At 66.7% G+C, this 15,948-nt stretch carries 14 protein-coding genes and 1 pseudogene; 3 read left to right on the top strand and 12 right to left on the bottom strand.

Annotation, left to right across the window (positions count from 1 at the left end; all coding sequences use genetic code 11):
• Positions 1-5: 5 nt before the first annotated feature.
• On the bottom strand, positions 6-1,766 hold the full coding sequence (locus VFW45_17830; protein ID HEU5182651.1) for a CRTAC1 family protein: 1,761 nt from the start codon (positions 1,764-1,766) through the stop codon (positions 6-8).
• A 65-nt stretch (positions 1,767-1,831) separates the two neighbouring features.
• Complete coding sequence (locus VFW45_17825; protein ID HEU5182650.1) at positions 1,832-2,035, bottom strand: hypothetical protein; 204 nt, start codon at positions 2,033-2,035, stop codon at positions 1,832-1,834.
• A gap of 170 nt (positions 2,036-2,205) precedes the next feature.
• Between VFW45_17825 and VFW45_17820 the strand changes: the two genes are divergently transcribed.
• The 3 genes from VFW45_17820 to VFW45_17810 all read left to right on the top strand — a co-directional run bounded on the left by VFW45_17820 (position 2,206) and on the right by VFW45_17810 (position 5,245).
• Positions 2,206-3,129, top strand: coding sequence for a branched-chain amino acid transaminase (locus VFW45_17820; GenBank protein ID HEU5182649.1), 924 nt, complete (start codon positions 2,206-2,208; stop codon positions 3,127-3,129).
• Between the two features lie 13 nt (positions 3,130-3,142).
• Complete coding sequence (locus VFW45_17815) at positions 3,143-3,979, top strand: CPBP family intramembrane glutamic endopeptidase (protein HEU5182648.1); 837 nt, start codon at positions 3,143-3,145, stop codon at positions 3,977-3,979.
• A gap of 186 nt (positions 3,980-4,165) precedes the next feature.
• On the top strand, positions 4,166-5,245 hold the full coding sequence (locus VFW45_17810; protein ID HEU5182647.1) for a diguanylate cyclase: 1,080 nt from the start codon (positions 4,166-4,168) through the stop codon (positions 5,243-5,245).
• Here VFW45_17810 and VFW45_17805 read toward each other — a convergent pair.
• The 10 genes and pseudogenes from VFW45_17805 to VFW45_17760 form a co-directional block, all read right to left on the bottom strand.
• Positions 5,226-5,876 carry a carboxypeptidase-like regulatory domain-containing protein gene (locus VFW45_17805; GenBank protein HEU5182646.1) on the bottom strand — a complete coding sequence of 217 codons (651 nt, stop codon included), beginning with the start codon at positions 5,874-5,876 and terminating at the stop codon, positions 5,226-5,228. The two genes, VFW45_17810 and VFW45_17805, sit on opposite strands and share 20 nt — an antisense overlap.
• A 70-nt stretch (positions 5,877-5,946) precedes the next feature.
• Positions 5,947-6,531, bottom strand: coding sequence for a carboxypeptidase-like regulatory domain-containing protein (locus VFW45_17800; protein ID HEU5182645.1), 585 nt, complete (start codon positions 6,529-6,531; stop codon positions 5,947-5,949).
• A gap of 108 nt (positions 6,532-6,639) precedes the next feature.
• A complete protein-coding gene (locus tag VFW45_17795) occupies positions 6,640-7,752 on the bottom strand; it encodes a M28 family peptidase (protein HEU5182644.1) in 1,113 nt (370 codons plus the stop codon).
• Positions 7,749-8,858 (bottom strand): hypothetical protein, encoded by a 1,110-nt coding sequence (locus tag VFW45_17790; GenBank protein ID HEU5182643.1) that lies wholly within the window; start codon positions 8,856-8,858, stop codon positions 7,749-7,751. Before VFW45_17790 ends, VFW45_17795 begins: the two co-directional genes overlap by 4 nt.
• Positions 8,855-9,187: pseudogene (locus VFW45_17785) on the bottom strand (redoxin domain-containing protein). The gene VFW45_17790 and the pseudogene VFW45_17785 overlap by 4 nt, the downstream one beginning before the upstream one ends.
• Positions 9,188-9,199: 12 nt before the next feature.
• A complete protein-coding gene (locus VFW45_17780; protein ID HEU5182642.1) occupies positions 9,200-9,337 on the bottom strand; it encodes a hypothetical protein in 138 nt (45 codons plus the stop codon).
• Between the two features lie 6 nt (positions 9,338-9,343).
• Positions 9,344-11,980 carry a hypothetical protein gene (locus VFW45_17775; protein ID HEU5182641.1) on the bottom strand — a complete coding sequence of 879 codons (2,637 nt, stop codon included), beginning with the start codon at positions 11,978-11,980 and terminating at the stop codon, positions 9,344-9,346.
• 17 nt (positions 11,981-11,997) lie between these two features.
• Complete coding sequence (locus tag VFW45_17770; GenBank protein ID HEU5182640.1) at positions 11,998-13,509, bottom strand: trypsin-like peptidase domain-containing protein; 1,512 nt, start codon at positions 13,507-13,509, stop codon at positions 11,998-12,000.
• Positions 13,510-13,519: 10 nt separating this feature from the next.
• On the bottom strand, positions 13,520-15,079 hold the full coding sequence (locus VFW45_17765; GenBank protein ID HEU5182639.1) for a PDZ domain-containing protein: 1,560 nt from the start codon (positions 15,077-15,079) through the stop codon (positions 13,520-13,522).
• A partial coding sequence (locus tag VFW45_17760; GenBank protein ID HEU5182638.1) for a PDZ domain-containing protein occupies positions 15,076-15,948 on the bottom strand: 873 nt, incomplete at its 5' end. The genes VFW45_17765 and VFW45_17760, both read right to left, overlap by 4 nt.

The following is a 15,948-nucleotide window of genomic DNA, read 5'->3' as shown; positions in this document are numbered from 1 at the left end:
TCCCGTCAATCCAGGCCCGCGAGCGGCCGGGAATCGACAATCCCCTTCCCTTCGCGCACGACGTAAGCGCGGCCGGCCTCGAGCCGGCCCAGCGCTTCCTGCTTTCCCCCCGGCCAGGTGACCTCGACCTCGTCGGCCGCGGTCGCCGCGCCCAGGCCGAAGGTAATGGGCAGCTCGCTCTGCGAGCAGTAGGACGAGCCGCTCTTGACCCAGCGACGCTGCTCTTTGCCCTGCGCGCGCAGGCGGAACCGGGCGCCGATGGCGCTGCGGTTCCCGGTGACTCCCTCGGCCGTCAGGCGGATGGCGTGGCGCTGCTGGGCCGGAAGCCGGTTGATGAGCAGCCGCGGCGCGCCATGGTTGACGCTGATGATGAAGTCCAGGTCGCCGTCCCCGTCGACGTCGGCGTAGGCCGCCCCGCGGCCCACCACCGGCTTCGCCATGTCGGGACCGCTGCTCATTCCCACCTCCTCGAAGTTCCCGTCCCCGAGATTGCGGTACAGCAGGGGGCGCTCTTCGTACGAGACGCGCTCCTGCACCGCCTGGATCTCGTCCTCGACGTGGCCGTTGGCGACCAGGATGTCGGCGTAGCCGTCGAGGTCGTAGTCGAAGAAGAAGAGCCCGAAGGCCAGGAACAGCAGGCTCGTCGGGCCCAGCGCCGAAGCGGGAGCCTTGTCGATGAAGACCTTCCCGGAGTTGTGGTACAGCGCGAGCATCTGGTTGGAGAAATTTCCGATCAGCAGGCTCTCGGGACCGCGGTTCAGATAGTCCCCCGCGTCGATCCCCATGGCCCCGCGCGCCACGCCGCTCTCGCTGTAGGCCATGCCGGTCTCAACCCCCTTCTCCTCGAAGGTCCCGTCGCCGCGGTTCCGGAAGAGCTGGTTGGGCTGCGTGTCGTTGGCCACCGCCAGATCCATCCACCCGTCCTCGTCGTAATCGAGCGTCGCCACTCCCAGGGACTTGCCTCCTCCTTTGGCGATTCCTGCGGCATCGGAAACGTCGGTGAAGCGCTTCCCCGCCTCGTTGCGGTACAGGCGGCTGGTGAGCCCGCGGTACGACTCGGGAGTGCAATAGCTCTTCTTCTTGCCGTCCAGGGTGCAGAACAGGTCGGTTTCGGGGGTCCATGCCACGTAGTTGCAGACGAAAAGGTCGAGATCGCCGTCATGGTCGAAATCGAGGAAGGCGGCGCTGGTGCTCCAACCCGGATCTCCGACGCCGAACGACGCGGTCGCATCACGGAAGGTCCCGTCACCATTGTTGAGGAGAAGGTGGGCGCTTCCCAGACCGGTCAGGTAGAGGTCCACGTCGCCGTCGTTGTCGACGTCTCCGGCCGCGGCGCCCATGCCGTAAAGCTCCAGGGCCAGCCCGGCGCGGCGCGTCACGTCGCGAAAGCTTCCCTTGCCGTCGTTCTGGTAGAGCGCCCCTCCGGCGCGGCCGGCGGCTATCCGGCCCGGCCAGCTCCTGCCGTTGGCCAGGAACAGATCCTGATCGCCGTCACCGTCGTAGTCGAGGAAGACGGCGCCCGAGCCCATCGTCTCGGGCAGCCATTTCTTGCCGAAGGCCCCGTTCACGTGGATGAAATCGATGCCTGCCGCGCGCGCACGCTCCTCGAACCGCACTTCACCGCGGACCGTCGGGGGCGTATCCGGCGCGGCCGGCACCGTGGTTGCCGAATCGCTGGAAGGGGTGGCGGGAGGCGAGGGAGGCTCCGCGGAGCCGCGGCAGGCGACCAGCGCGGCGATGAGCATCAGCCCCGGGAACTTGCGCATGCCGATCTCAACCCTGCGAAACGTGGGGCGTCATGATACCCGAAGGAAGGACAGGAGGGGGAAGGTCAGGTCCGGGGCGTGCCGGACGGACCTTTCGCCGGAAGATCCCGGCGACGCGCCGCCAGGTTGAAATCGCCCTGCGAGCAGTGCGAGCAGCCGTCGAAGGTGCGGTAGCGGGTACGGTAGGCGCAATCGAGCGTGTTGTACCAGATCTTGAAGCGCCAGCAGTAGAAGTCGGCATCGCCCGGCCGGTAGGAGCATTTAAGCATCTCCTCCGGCAGTCTTCCGGCGCGCCCTCGCTCGTCACGGGGGCGGGCCACATTAGGTTTCACGAGCGCCAGGTGCCTCATCGAGGCGCCATTCTAACAAACGCTTCGCCGGCAGCAAAAGGGGGGAAGGGTATGCTAGGCTTACGTCTTCCCGGAGGAGGAATCATTCCATGAAAAAAGAAGGACTCCTCGCCTACTTCGGCGGGCGTCAGGTGCCGCTCGCGGACGCCACCGTCAGCGTCCTGACCCACGCCTTCCTCTACGGCACGGCGGTTTTCGAAGGAATCCGCGGCTACCGCGCCTCCACCGGGGGCGACGTGCTGATCTTCCGGCTGCGCGAGCACTACCAGCGCCTCGAGAAGAGCTGCAAGATCCTCAATATCCGTCTGGCGCACGACGTGGATGCTCTGTGCCGGATCACCTCCGAGCTGGTGGCGGCCAATCGCCTGCGCGAGGACCTCTACATCCGCCCGATCGCCTACAAGTCGGCGGAGCGCATCGGCGTGCACCTGAGCGATGAATCGGAGCTGGTCATCGTGGTGGTGCCTTTCGGCAAGTACCTCGAGGACGACCGGCCCCTGGCGCTGGGAGTCTCGAGCTGGCGGCGCAGCGAGGACAACGCGATTCCGAGCCGGGCCAAGGTGAACGGCTCGTACGTGAACCTCGCCCTGGCGGCTTCCGACGCGCGCGCCTCGGGATTCGACGAGGCGATCCTGCTCAACGAGGACGGGCACGTCTCCGAAGCGGCCGGCATGAACCTCTATCTCGTCCGCGACGGCCGACTCATCACGCCCAGCGTCTCGGCGAACTTGCTGGAAGGGGTGACCCGAGACTCGATCCGGTCGCTCGCGCGCGAGGAGCTTGGGCTGACGGTCGAAGAGCGTCAGATGGACCGCACCGAGCTCTACGTGGCGGACGAGGCTTTTCTGGTCGGAACGGCGGCCCAGGTGGCTCCTGTCGGTTCGATCGACCGCCGCAACCTGGGAGACGGGAAGATGGGGCCGATCACCGCGCGGCTGAAGGATCTCTACGGCCGCGTCGTCCGCGGCCAGGTCTCCAAGTACGCCTCCTGGATCACGCGAGTTCCCGCCTGAGCCAGGTCCCAAGTTGAGACCTCGTCTCGCTCCCTGGGCGGCCTGCGCGCTCTGGATGGTGACGGGCTGGCTGGCGATTTTCGCCGCTTCCGTGGCGATGCTCGCCGCGCTCAAAGCGCTTCCCGACAGCGCGCCGCTGCGCACCGCGCTCAACTTCCTTCCCAATCTCCTGGGAATCAGCCTCGTTCTCCTGCTGGGTCTGAAAGAATCTCCCGCTCCCGCGTCGCAGGTCCTGTTCCTGCGACCGCCGCGCTGGATCCTCCTCCCCGGCGTGGCGCTGGCCACGCTGGGCCTCGCGCTGCTGGCGGCCGAGCTCGACACCTGGATCGAGGAAATCTTCCCGGCGCCCGAATGGGTCATGGAGATCTTCCGCCGGGCGCTCGAATACCACACCGCGATCGAGTTCGCGGGCGTCTTCTTTTTCCTGGTGGTGGTGGCGCCGGTGACCGAGGAAGTCCTGTTTCGCGGATTGTTCCTCAGCCGCCTCCTGGAGCGCTACTCGCCGCGCACCGCGGTGATTGGCTCGGCGGTCTGCTTCGGCGTGTTCCACATCCTCCCGTGGCAGGTGGTGACCGCCGCCCTGATGGGTCTCTTCCTTGGATGGCTGCTGCTGCGATCGGGATCGATCGCCGTGCCGATCGCGGCGCACGCCATATTCAACCTGCTGCCGGTGCTCGCCACGCGCGTGGATCCGGAGCGTACCCCCTTCCTGCAGGTGGTCGGGGCGCAGAGCCAGGAGCCGGTGCACCTTCCGGGAATCTGGCTCGCCGGCGCGGCCGCCGCCTTCCTCCTGGGGACGGCGGCCATCCGCAGCCTCACCACGGAATCCGGGGGACCGGCGGCCTCCTGACACCGGACCGAGGGGCGCGTCAGGAAACCGACTGCGCCCCTCCGCGTGCGGATCGCGAATTTTCCTTGCTCCACAAGGGTTTCAGCACAGGCCCCGATCCCGATTCCCGTTGGCGCACCCCCGGGAGCGACGTATAATTAGGCCACTTTCAGCACTCGGCGCACATGGAAAGGAAGCCCGCGGGACATGGGCGGCACTCTCGCTCCGCAGAAGGTCCGCATCCTCATCGTCGACGATGACGGCGAAAGCCTCGAGCTGATGTGGCAGTGGCTGGCCCTGCAGGGGCACGATCTCTCCATCGCCCGCTCGGGACGCGAAGCGCTGGAGCGCATCCGATCCTCGCCTCCCGATCTGATCCTGCTCGACGTGAAGCTGCCGGCCCCCGAAGGGCTCGAGGTGGCGCGCGCCCTCAAGGAGGACCCGGCCACCCGCACGATCCCGCTCATCGTGACCTCGGTGCGGCGCGACGCCCAGACCCGCGTGGAGTGCATCAAGCTGGGCGTCGAGGATTTCGTGACCAAGCCGTTCCATTGGGACGAGCTCGACGCCACGCTCCAGGCGGCGCTGGAGAAGCGCCGCCTCTACACCGCTCTCGAGGAGGCGAACCAGCGCCTGCAGGCGGCCAACACACAGCTGATGAAGCTCTCGGTCACCGACGATCGGACCCGGCTCTACAATGATCGCTACCTGCGCCAGCGCCTTTCGGAGGAGTTCAAGCGCTCGATGCGCTACGGCACGGCCCTGTCGGTAATCCTGCTCGACCTGGATCATTTCAAGAGCGTGAACGACCGCTACGGGCACGAGTTCGGCGATGCGGTGCTGCTGCAGTTCGGCGGAATCCTGGTGGACAACGCGCGCGAGATCGACATCGTGGGCCGGTACGGGGGAGAGGAATTCCTGATGGTCCTGCCGAATACCGACGGGATCAAGGCGGCGATCGTGGGGGAGCGGGTGCGCAAGGCCACCGAGGAGCACCTGTTCCAGGTCCAGGATCAGATCCTGCGGATCACCGCCTCCGCGGGGATCAGCTCCATCCCGACGAACCGCGAGGTGCGCGAAGAAGAGCAGTTCCTGCGGGCGGCCGATGAGGCCCTGTACCGCGCCAAGGAGGCGGGCAGGAACAAGGTGATCGTCGATCGCGCATCGATGCCGTCCAAGATCCTCGACGGCGACCTGTCGCCGATCTTCGATGCTTCCTATGAGGAGGAGTCGCCGCGCCGCAGGCCCGGCGATCGGGGAGAGGAGCTCAAGGAGAGGAAGGGCTGATCGACTTCGGGTCCTCGTCGCCGTCGGAATTCGACAGAATCAGCGCCAGCGCGGCGGCGGTCACTCCGATCAGGATGATGCCCTTGGCAGAGCCCCAGAACGGCTTCTTGTCGTTGCCGTTCACGATGGCGGCGTAGCCGCGCGGCGACAGGTCCATGCCGGGAATCGTGCCGCGGGCCGCCTCGGCCGGAATGGTCGCCAGATTCACCGTGAAGTTGCTCGCCGACGCGATTCCCACCTCCGATTCGACCGTATAGACTCCCTCCCCGGTGGAAACCGCGACGTGATACGTTCCCGCCGGAACCCCCTTCAGCTGGTACCTTCCCTTGGCATCCGTCGGCGACGAGGTCACGACACGACCGTCCTTCGCGATGGCGTGCACGCGCGCGCCTTCCAGGGGAGTCTTGCGATCGGTGCCGGTGACCTTTCCCTTGAGCGTTGCTCCCACGATGACGGATGGCGCGGGCGCTTCGGTCTCGTCGGGAGGAAGGTCTCCTTCCGGTTCCGGCGGAGCCTGGGCTTTTTCAGGCTCGGTCTGGGGCGGCGGGCTCGGGGGTGGAGGAGCGTTCTGCGCGAAGACGGTTCCGGAAAGCGGGAAGGCGAGCAGGCAGGCGAGCAGACCGCTGAGCATGCGCGCACATCCACGTCTGGATCCGGACATTGCGGACCTCGCGGCAGCTCACTCCCCGCCAGCCGGAGCCTCAGGGAGTGCTGCTGCTTCCCTTGGTGTTGTCGCCGTTGTCGTCGTCGTTCAGGGCCAGCAGAAGAAGGGCCAGCGCACCGCCTGCGATGATAGCGATTCCGCCGGGCGATTTCCAGAAAGCACCCTTGGGGTTCTTTCCTTCGAGCGTCCAGGCGTACCCCTTCACCGGCTTGTCGATTGCCGGGACCCGCTTCTCGACGTTTTCGGAGGGAACATTTGCCAGCGAAAGGCCGTAAGACTTCGCTTCGGTGAGCGCCATGGGCTTCTCGACCAGGAACACGCCGTCCTCCACCTCGACCACGATCTCGTAGTTTCCCGGCGAGATCCCGCTGATGGAATAGTTGCCCTTTTCATCGGTCGGCAGGCTCGAGTAGACCTGCACGCCGTCTCCCTTGACGACCCGTACGACGGCCCCGGACACCGGCGTCACCCGGTCGGCGCCGAACACGCGTCCCTGAATACTGGCGGTCGACGGACCCTGACCCGAGGCATCGGCTTGCGCCCGCACGACCCCCGGTGACCACGACAGGACCAGCGCGAAGATCAAAAGAACGACCGCCGTTCGACGTATCGAACCGTTCATCGTCGCGTATCTCCTTCGTTGACGTCCTTTTCCATCGACACCCATTCAAAAAGCGGGGCGAAGGTATGCTCATTTCGATCCCCTGTCAAGCAGGAATCCCGCCGACGCCTACCATTCCTCTGCGAGGATAGCTACGAGCCGCCCCAGGTTATCGAGATCGCGCTGGTGGATCACTTCCACCGGGGAATGGGAGTAGGTGGTCGGCCAGGAAAGCGGAATGTCGATGGCGCCGTACGGGGGAAAAACCGAGCCGTCGTTGCCTCCATGGGTCAGGCCGATCTGCAGGGGCAGCTTGCGGGCCGCGGCGATTCGCTCGACTTTTTCCAGGCCCGCTTCGGGAGCCAGGTTGGAGTTGTCCATCGCCCTCAAGACGGGCCCCTCCCCAAGGATGGCGTCGGCAAAGGCGGGAGTCTCCAGGGGCGAGTCTGAGGAGACGAAGGTATCCACCGCAAATACCACGTCAAAGGGGTCGTGGGCGGCGATCGCCTCCGCCCCTTTCAGCCCGATCTCTTCCTGGACGGACCAGGCGAAGGTGACCCTGTTCTTCAAGCTCTTCGGATCCAGCCTGCCGATCGCCTGGACCAGGGCCGTGCATCCGGCTCGATCATCGACGCTTCGGCCGGTCGCCCGATCCCCCGCCAGACGGCGGAAAATCTTGGGAATGGTGATCCAATCTCCGCGGGAAACCCCCAGTTGCCGGGTTTCCTCCAGGGTTGAAGTGCCGAAATCGACCGTCAGATCCTTCTCCAAGAAAGGCGCCGCGGCGGATCGTGCGTCCAGGTAGTCGGAGCGGGGACGGACGATTGCGGCAAGCTCTCCTGCACGGGTGTGCACCACGACTCTCTGCGCCTCGTAGAGCGTGGCGAAGAAGCCGCCCAGCGATTTCACCCGCGCCGTGCCGTCGGCTTCGAGCCCGGTAATCTCGTACCCGGTCTCGTCCATGTGGGCGATGAACAGGATCCGCTCGCCTCCCGACCCGGTGCGCACCAGCAGATTGCCGCTGCCGTCGACGGTGGCGCTCTGGCGGGCCCATGCCGGAAGGAGCCGCAGGATCGCTTCGCGGACCTTCTCCTCGCGTCCCGACACTCCGGGAGCCAGCATCAACGGCTCCAGGACCGTGAAGCTGCGGGAGTCTTTCTCCGCGGCACCCGACGGCGGCCTTTCGAGCGCACCCAAGGCGAGGGCCAGCGCCGCGATCGCCGCCACCCGGGCGCGCCTCACCGCAGCGACTCGAGATAAGCGTCCATCAGCCGGATGAGCGTGTCGAGATCGTCGAGCGACACCGTCTCCACCGGAGTTCCCGGAAAGCGGACCGGGACGCCGAGGACCGCCAGGGGGCGCCCCGCGAAGGGCTTGCCATCATGGGTGGAAGGGAAACGGACACTCTGGAGAGGAATGCCGAGGGCATGGGCTTTCGCGCGAATCCCGGCGCGCAGGGCGCGGGAGGCCGCGTCCTTCTCGGGGGAATCGGCCAGGAAGGGACCGCGCCCCGCCCGGCCGCCCGGCGGCTTCCCGGTCTCATCCGCCGCGGCGGCGGAGTAGAAATCCAGAACGAGGACCTCGTCCGCCTCGAAGCGCTTCGCCAGCCGCTGGGCCCCCCGCTCCCCCGACCAGCTCTGCGCCGCCCAGGCCAGGACGAGCGATCCCTCTTTCGGCGGTGTGACATTGCGTGCCAGCTGCAGCAGCACCTCGCAGCCGGCGCGGCCGTCCATCGCGAATCCCGCCACCATGCCTCCCCCCAGCACCGCCAGGTCTTTCTCCAGGGTCACGGGCGCCAGCAGACGGATGCCCGCCGCCTTCGCTTCGGCCTCGCTGCGCGCCCCGGCATCCACCAGGAGATCCTCGTCGCGCGGCGGCGGGGCCGGGGCCGCGTTATCGGCGCGGCCCCGCTGCAGGTGCGTCGACAGGATCGCGCCGGCCGCGGGAATGGGATCCCGCCCCTCGGCGGCGCCGATGAGCAGGGGCTGTCCGACGAAATAGGCGTTGAAGCGGGGCGGCAGCGGCTCCCGGGCGGGACGTCGCACGCGCAAGTAGCCATCCGGGCGTATCTGCGTCACGACGAAGCCAGCTTCGTCCATCGCCGCCATGACGAGCCTCACCGGCCGGCCGCTTCCCAGGACGAGCACCAGGTTCCCGAGATTGTCCACTTCCGCGCGGCGTCCCGCCGGAAGGCGTGACTGGATCGCGTCGCGCACATTCGCTTCGCGCCCCGAGACGCCCTGGGCGCGAATCAGCGCACGCAGCGACTCGAGGTCCTGGGATTGCAAAGAAGAGACGAGGCAGAAGCAGGCCAGCGCTGTCGGGAGAAAGCGACGCAGCGACCTCAAGCGCCCTCCAGCGCGGCGAGGAGATCGGCCAGGGGGACGCGCTCCCACTGATTGGAAGAGACGAAGATGAAGGAAATGCGGCGATCCTTTCCGATCACGAAGGCCGAGGGCCGGGCGATGCGGTAGGCGTCCACCGACAAGGCGTGATAGACACCGTACGCCTTCGTTACACCGCGATCCGAATCGAGCAGGATCGGGAACCACCGTGGCTTGCTCAGGAGCCCGCGCGGGTCCGACAGCCCCGAGGGTTTCTGCGCCGCGACCATCCACAGCCTGGCGCGCCGCCCGGCGAACTCCGCTTCCGCCGGCTCCAACTGAGCCAGCTGCCTGCGGCAGTTGGGTCACCAGGTGCCCCGGATGAAGATGAGCGCCAGCGGGCCGCCGGCGTCGCGCAGCGTGAAGGCTTCCCCTTCCGCGGTGCGCAGCGTGAAATCGGGCGCGGACGAGCCCACTCGCAACGTGCTGGAGTCGCGCGGCATCCTTCCTCAGCTTGGATCGCAGGCATCCCCGATCCCGTCGCCGTCGGAATCGGCCCATCCGGGATTCGGCACTGCAGGACAGTTGTCCCACCGGTCGATCAAAGCGTCGCCATCGGAGTCGAGATCGTCGTGGTCGGGATCGACCGGCAGGAAGAGCTCGGCGGGAACGCTCGGAAGCCGGGCCGGGTCTGTCCCGGCATAGCGCGGGCCGATCCGGGAGCCGTCGCTGGTCGGTGCCAGCCATGCCGCCGTGCCCGGCAGGATCTCCAGGCCCATGCTGCTGGTTCCCTGGAGGCCGGTCGTCCCGCTGACCTGGGAAATCGACGTCAGAGATCCAATCCAGTCGGCTCCCGAGCCGGAGAGCCTGTTGACCAGACTGTAGTTCAGGAAATCCAACATCGAATTCCCGTAGCCCACGCCGGCCTTCCACATCATCGCTCCCATGGCCTCGAAGATATTGTCGGTGATGTTGATGCGCGCGGCGGCGGGCTCCACATGCGCGTCGAAGAGGCCGGTCATCTGGATAGCGGGGTTATCACGCGGCGGACGCATGAAAAGATTGTGGAGGAGGAAGCCATCCTGGGTCGAAGGATAGGCGGCCGACGACCATGAAAGGACCATCATGCCGAGCCCCGAAACCAGCACCGCATTGTCGGTGACCGACCAGCCGGTGCCCATCCAGGCGGAGTGGTTAGGCAATCCGACCCCCACGGAAATGCCGCGCGGAAAGAAGGAGGTGTCGATGCTTCGGCGGTCGGCGCCGCGCACGATGTTGCCACGCGCCTGGTAGGCATCCCGGATGCCGTCCGCCGCCATGTTGCGGACCAGCCCGAACTGCAGAATCTCGTTCTGGAAGGCGCGCGGAATCGCTTCCATGCCGTTGCCCAACACGCTGACGCACACGTTATTAACGGCCCAGATGCTCTCCCGGTCCCAGGTGCGCGTAGACCCGATCGTGATGAAGCAGGAAGTGCTTTGCAGGTTGAGGCAGACGTTGTCGCGCGCCACCCAGCCCTGGCCGGTCCAGGCCGGTGTGGCGCCGCTGCCGATCGAGGCGACCTGCAGGCAGGAACCGCCATCGTCCGCGCCGATGTTGGCGAAGAGGTTGTGCTCGATGCGCAGCTGCCCTCCGGGGCTTCCGACCTGATCGAGGGTATCGACCGCGTCGCACGAGTCGCCGGAGGCGGTGTTCGGGCAGTACTTGCCGATGCTGTCGTAGACCCCGGAGCTCCCCCCGGCTTTCGAGGACCACCAGACAAAATCGTCATTCGTCCGATCGAAGCGGGCGTTGCGGACGTGCACGTCGTCGGCGGAGAGCTCCGGTCGTGTATGCTCGATCTTCAGGCCGTGTCCTTCGTTTCGCGCCGTGATCATCGGATGCGCCCAGTGCAGGAAGAGCCAGTCGACATCGAAGCGCGTCGAGTCCTCCCATTCGATCGCCGCCTCGCCGGCGTAACGATAGATCTCCACCGTGTCGAAGATCCCGGTCGATGCGCCGCCTCCCGTGTAGCCCTGGATATAAATGCCGCTGCCGCTTCCCGTGGCCCAGGCTTCCTTGCCGACCGATTCGAAGGAAGCCGCCTCGAAGTCATAGCCTGCGCCGGGCTCCACGCGGACGAAGATCTGATGGTCGAAATCGGTGTCCGAGGCTCCGGCGCCGCGTATCACGGCCGGGCGGAGGATCTGGTACTGGTCGCCGACGCCCACCTTCTCGGATACGTCGGAGGCCGGATAGGGCTGGTTCTCGTCGCGCAGCGTGTAGGCGCCGGGTGACAAGCAGGCCGAGCCCGGTATCGCGAAGGCCAGGACGAGCGACGTCGCGGACACCACTTTCTCGACGCGGACCCTGGTCCCGATCCCGTCGGCATCACACCAGAACCAGGAGCCCGCCGCGAGCGCGTTGTTCCATAAGGTCCCGGACCCGGTCACGTTCTTCCCCGACACCGACGCCAGGCCTGTCCGGTAGTCGGGCTGTCCGGTGCGCTGCGCGTTGCTGCGGCTGTCGTAGTCGAGCAGCAAGGTGCTCCCCGACAAAGACGTCAGATCGTACCAGCGCCCCTTGCGCTGCCCCGAGCGCCAGGCGACCCGCAACTCCGGACTGTAGACCAGCGACGGCAGCGAGGGATCGGTGAGGTAGATGTCCGACGTTCCGTCATCGGCGATGACCGAAGCCACCGTCCCCTGATGCAGGATATCTCCCTTGACCTGGAGCAGCCCGCCGGCGCGCACCCGCACGCCGTCCTCCGCCGCCGTGGCGTTGCCGTCGGGACGCAGGCTCAGGGTGACGCCGCCGATGAGGCTCATCCGGCCGGAAATGTCGACGCCGCCCGCTACTCCCACGCCGTTGCCGCCCATCTCGAACACCACCCGGTTTCCCGAAATCACCATCTCGCCCCCGCTCTCAACCACGAGCCGGGCGCATTCGTCGACGCCGTTGGCAAACTGGGTGAAAACGACGCGGTGCCCGGAGGCGATCACCACCTCGTCGGATGGGAGAGGCACGGCGCCGCCCACCCAGGTGGAATGTTTGTTCCAGCCGCCCGAGTGGGCGCTGGTCTTGACCGCCGCGCCGGACAGCGACGTGCCCGTGGCCAAAAGTGCCGCGAGAATCACGATCCTGTGCGGAAGGCGTCGAGCCGTCACGGGAGCTCCCTGGCCAATCATAGCGCGTTCGTAGCCGTCAACATCTGGTACAGGAAAAGGGTCCGCTTCTCGCCGTCCTTGCATCGGAACCGCAACCCGAGGAAGAAATCGAGATCGGAATAGGCCCGCTGGATCTGCGTCTCCAGATCGCCCAGATCCTTGACGCTTCTCCAGCGTGCGTCGGAGCGCTCCACATGCTCCATGTCCTTCTTGGTGAAGAAGGAAGCCAGCGCATCGCCCGGCTGCAGCTTGCTGTCCGATGCTTCGCTACCGGCCTGGACCCGCGAGATCACCAGACGCGAGTCGCTCTCAGGCTGGATCTCGAAGCCGCCGTACAGCCGCAGAGCGTCACGACCCGTCAGACGCGGGCGGTCGGGCCGCCGTGCCAGGACCAGATCGATCGGCACGGCCTTCCCTTCGCGCTGGACTTCGACGACCCATTTGTCTCCGGCGGCAGCCTGCAGCAGGATTGATTGTACGACAGCCAGGGTGGTCAGGACCTCTCCGTGTACCTTCGAAAGCCCATCTCCACGTCGCATTCCCGCCTGCTGGGCGGGGCTGTCGGGGAAGACATCCTCCACGACCCAGCGGATGTTGGGACCCAAAGAGAAGAGTTTCCGGGAGTCGGAATCGGCCGGCTCCACGTGGGCGCCTATCCAGACTCGAGGAGGAGAGCCGGCCCGCATCCAGGCCAGGCTGCGGTCCAGCCATTCCGCCGGGATCAGCAATCCGATACCCGTCATCCCCTGCATCAAATTCTGTCCGAACTGCATGGCGGTGCACATGCCCGCCAGCCGGCCCTGCGCATCGACCCCGGGGCCGCCCGCGAACCCGCGGGGCAGCGAGACATCGCTCTGCAGGTAGTCCTCGACCGGATGGATCCCGAATCCGGATCGATGCAGTCCGCTCACCACGCCCGGCGTGCTTGTCACCGCCGGGGCCATGCCGCTCGCCGACGTGTAGCCGAGGGCCAGCAGCTCTTCTCCCTCGCGCATCGGCTCCGCCTGACGGCGCGCCAGCGGAGGGATGTCGTTGAGATCCGACGACAGCAGTCCCACGCCGACGAGAGGATCCAGGGCCGTGATTCGCGCCGATCCCGTTCTCCCGCGCGCGTCCCGTATCCGGATCTCGCGCGCTCCCATCAGGAGGGAAGCATCCGACAGAAACTCGCCTCCGCCCAGAGAAAACCCGCTGCCAAGCAGCGAGTCCACGCGTACGGTGGCGCCGTTGGCCATCGCCTCGTACACGGAAGTGGCCTCTCGGTCGTGGATGGCCACGACCTGGATCAGCGATTCCCTGGGCTGGGGTGCGGCGGTGCCCGCGGCCGCGGCGATTCCCTCCAGTTTCGCGCCGCACTGCGAGCAGTACGAATCTCCTGTCTCCACCTCGGCGCCGCACTTCGGGCAATGCGGCGCCTGGCTCCAGGAGATCGCGGTGCCCATGAGGAGAATCAGCAGCGCGGCAATCCAGGCCCGGGAGCTCGAGCTTCTGGATCGTTTCGTCCCAGGACAAAGCGCTGGAAGGTTCACTCCTGCCTCCTCAGTAGACGGGGGCTGAAAGGACGTCGGGAAAGAGGTTCCAATAATAGCGCTCCTCCTTTTCTCCCTTCTCCGCGGTCTTCACGCTGAGCTGCATGGCATAGGTCGCCAGCCGCGGCGGCCCTGCCGCCGCACTCTTTTCCCCGAAGATGTGGACGTTGCCGCCCCTCACAATCTGGTTGAGGGTCTCGAGGTGGCGAACTCCTTTGCCGTCGACCGAAATCAACAGGTCGCCTTCATGGAAGCCCTCCTTCTCCCCGCGGCCGCCACGCACCAGGTTCTGGAAGCGGAGCCCCTGCTGCGACGTGGACCCGGTGTCGACTTCCACCAGGTTGGCCTGCAACCCTTCCTGGATCTCGTCGGCGGGAGCGAGCAGGATCTTCGCCGGTCTGGGAGTCGGATTCACGGCGAGCGTCATCTCCTTGCCGCGGCGCATCAGCTTCAAGGACACGGCGGTTCCCGGGACCGAGCGCAGGAGCAAGGATCCCGCTCCGGCCACGCTGTGGACCGCTTCACTGCCGACGCCCCCGAGGAGATCGCCGGGCTGCACTCCGGCCTTTTCCGCGGGCGAGCCGGGAACGAGGTACGAGACCACGGGAAGCATCGTGTCCGGTGGAAGGTCGAAGCGCGCCCGCCGCCGTTCGTCCATCTTCACCAGCCCGACGCCGAAATACGGGCGCTCCGCCTTCTTCTTCTCGGCCAGCAGCTCGACCATTCCCTTCAGATCCGCCGCCGGAACCGCGAAGTTGATTCCGGGATCGGGGGAGCTGAGCACCATGCCAGCCGCCGCGCCGTAAGCGTCGAGCAGCGGTCCACCCTGGCACCCCTCCTCGAGCGTGTGGTCGGTCCGCAGCAGGTGCTCGAAGGCGATCAGGTTGGTTCCGTCCTGCTCCACGGCAGAGATTCGGCCGCGATGGAAAGCCTCCGGGAGGTAGTCGACCGTTCCATCTCCCACGGCGACGGGATAGCAGATGGCCCATGCGGGATCCAGCTCTCCCGGGACCAATTCCGACGCCGCCAGCGGGAGGGCGTCGGGAACGTTGGCCTGCAACACTCCGATGCCCGAGGGAAGGTCGTATCCCAGGATTTGTGCGGACACAATCCTGTTGTTGTAGGTGCGGACGTCGGCCACCTCGACCCATTCGAGGGCCCGCGCGCTGGTGACATACAGCCCCGGCCGGGAATAGGGAAAGGCGGTCGCGAACCGCTTGGTGCGGCGCGGCAGGTAGCGCGCCAGGAACCCCGAGGAGAATTGCCGGACCAGTTGTGGCGGGAAGGCTTCCTCAATGCTCGGCGGCTCCTTCACCAGGATCAGGCCGACCACGGAGGCGCCGACTTTCTGCAATCGCGCCGCGCCTTCGGCACCGGCGAGGACCCGGAGGTCCCATCCGCAGGCGGCGCAGTGACGCCATCCGGCCTGGGAGCGGTAGCCGCACCGGGGACAGACGGTCTCGGAGGCGACCCCGGCCGGCCCCTGGTCCGGGAGCGCCGCCGAGGCGCCCACCGCCAGGAGTGCCGCCACCACCAGCAACAGCGCCGCGCGGGTGAGTGTGCTTTTCATAGAATGACCGCCCAGTTCTCCTCGATGACGACGGAGACGACACGTTGCTGCTGCGCCTTCAGGTTCAGCGCCACGCCGATCCGCCCTCCCAGGTACATCCGCACCAGCGCCTCCCGCAGATCCGCGAGGCTCTTCACCGAATGGGGCGACAGCGCTCTGAAGACCTCGGGCCTCAGCGGCTGCTCTTTCCAGTCCTGGGCCGGGAGCACGTCCAGCACCCTCTCGTTGTCCACCAGGTGGTAGCTTCCCGCGATGCTGAAGTTGTTGAAGATGCGCAGATCCACCCGACCCCCTCTCGGGTCCTCGACGAATTCCGCCTGCAGATAGCGCTCCAGGTCCTTCAGCGGATCGATGCGGGGCGTCGCGGGGCGCAACGCCGTCTTCACGGACAGGGTCGTCTCGGCGCCGGCGCGCTCCAGGTTGAAGGTCAGCGGGGCATCCGGCCCCACGCTCGACACCGCCTCCTGGAGGAGGTACATCTCCGTCGCACCGCGGCCATTGATGCCGAACAGGAGATCGCCGACGTGAAAGCCCGCCCCTTCCGCGGGGGTTCCCTTGAGCACCGATTCCACCAGCAGTCCGCGATTCCGCTTGAGGGAGAACTTCTTGAGGCTTTCCGCATCGGCCGGCCGGACCTGGAGGCCGACGAACCCACGGCGATAGGCACCGTCTTTCTGGATCCTCTCGACCACCCATCGAGCCATCCGCGAAGGGATGGAATACCCCTGGGCCTTGAAGGCGCCGTAGGTCATGTCGTTGACCCCGAGCACCAGCCCCTGTACGTCGACCAAGGGGCCGCCGCTGTTACCGTGCGTGAAGAAGGCGTCCGAGTGCAGGAAATTCTCCACTTGGTTGAGCCCGACCCGCGC

It is taken from the genome of Candidatus Polarisedimenticolia bacterium, assembly GCA_035764505.1.
In the GTDB taxonomy this organism is placed as follows: domain Bacteria; phylum Acidobacteriota; class Polarisedimenticolia; order Gp22-AA2; family AA152; genus AA152.
The sequence above is the reverse complement of the archived record's forward strand: the minus strand, read 5'-3'. Positions and strand labels throughout refer to the sequence as shown.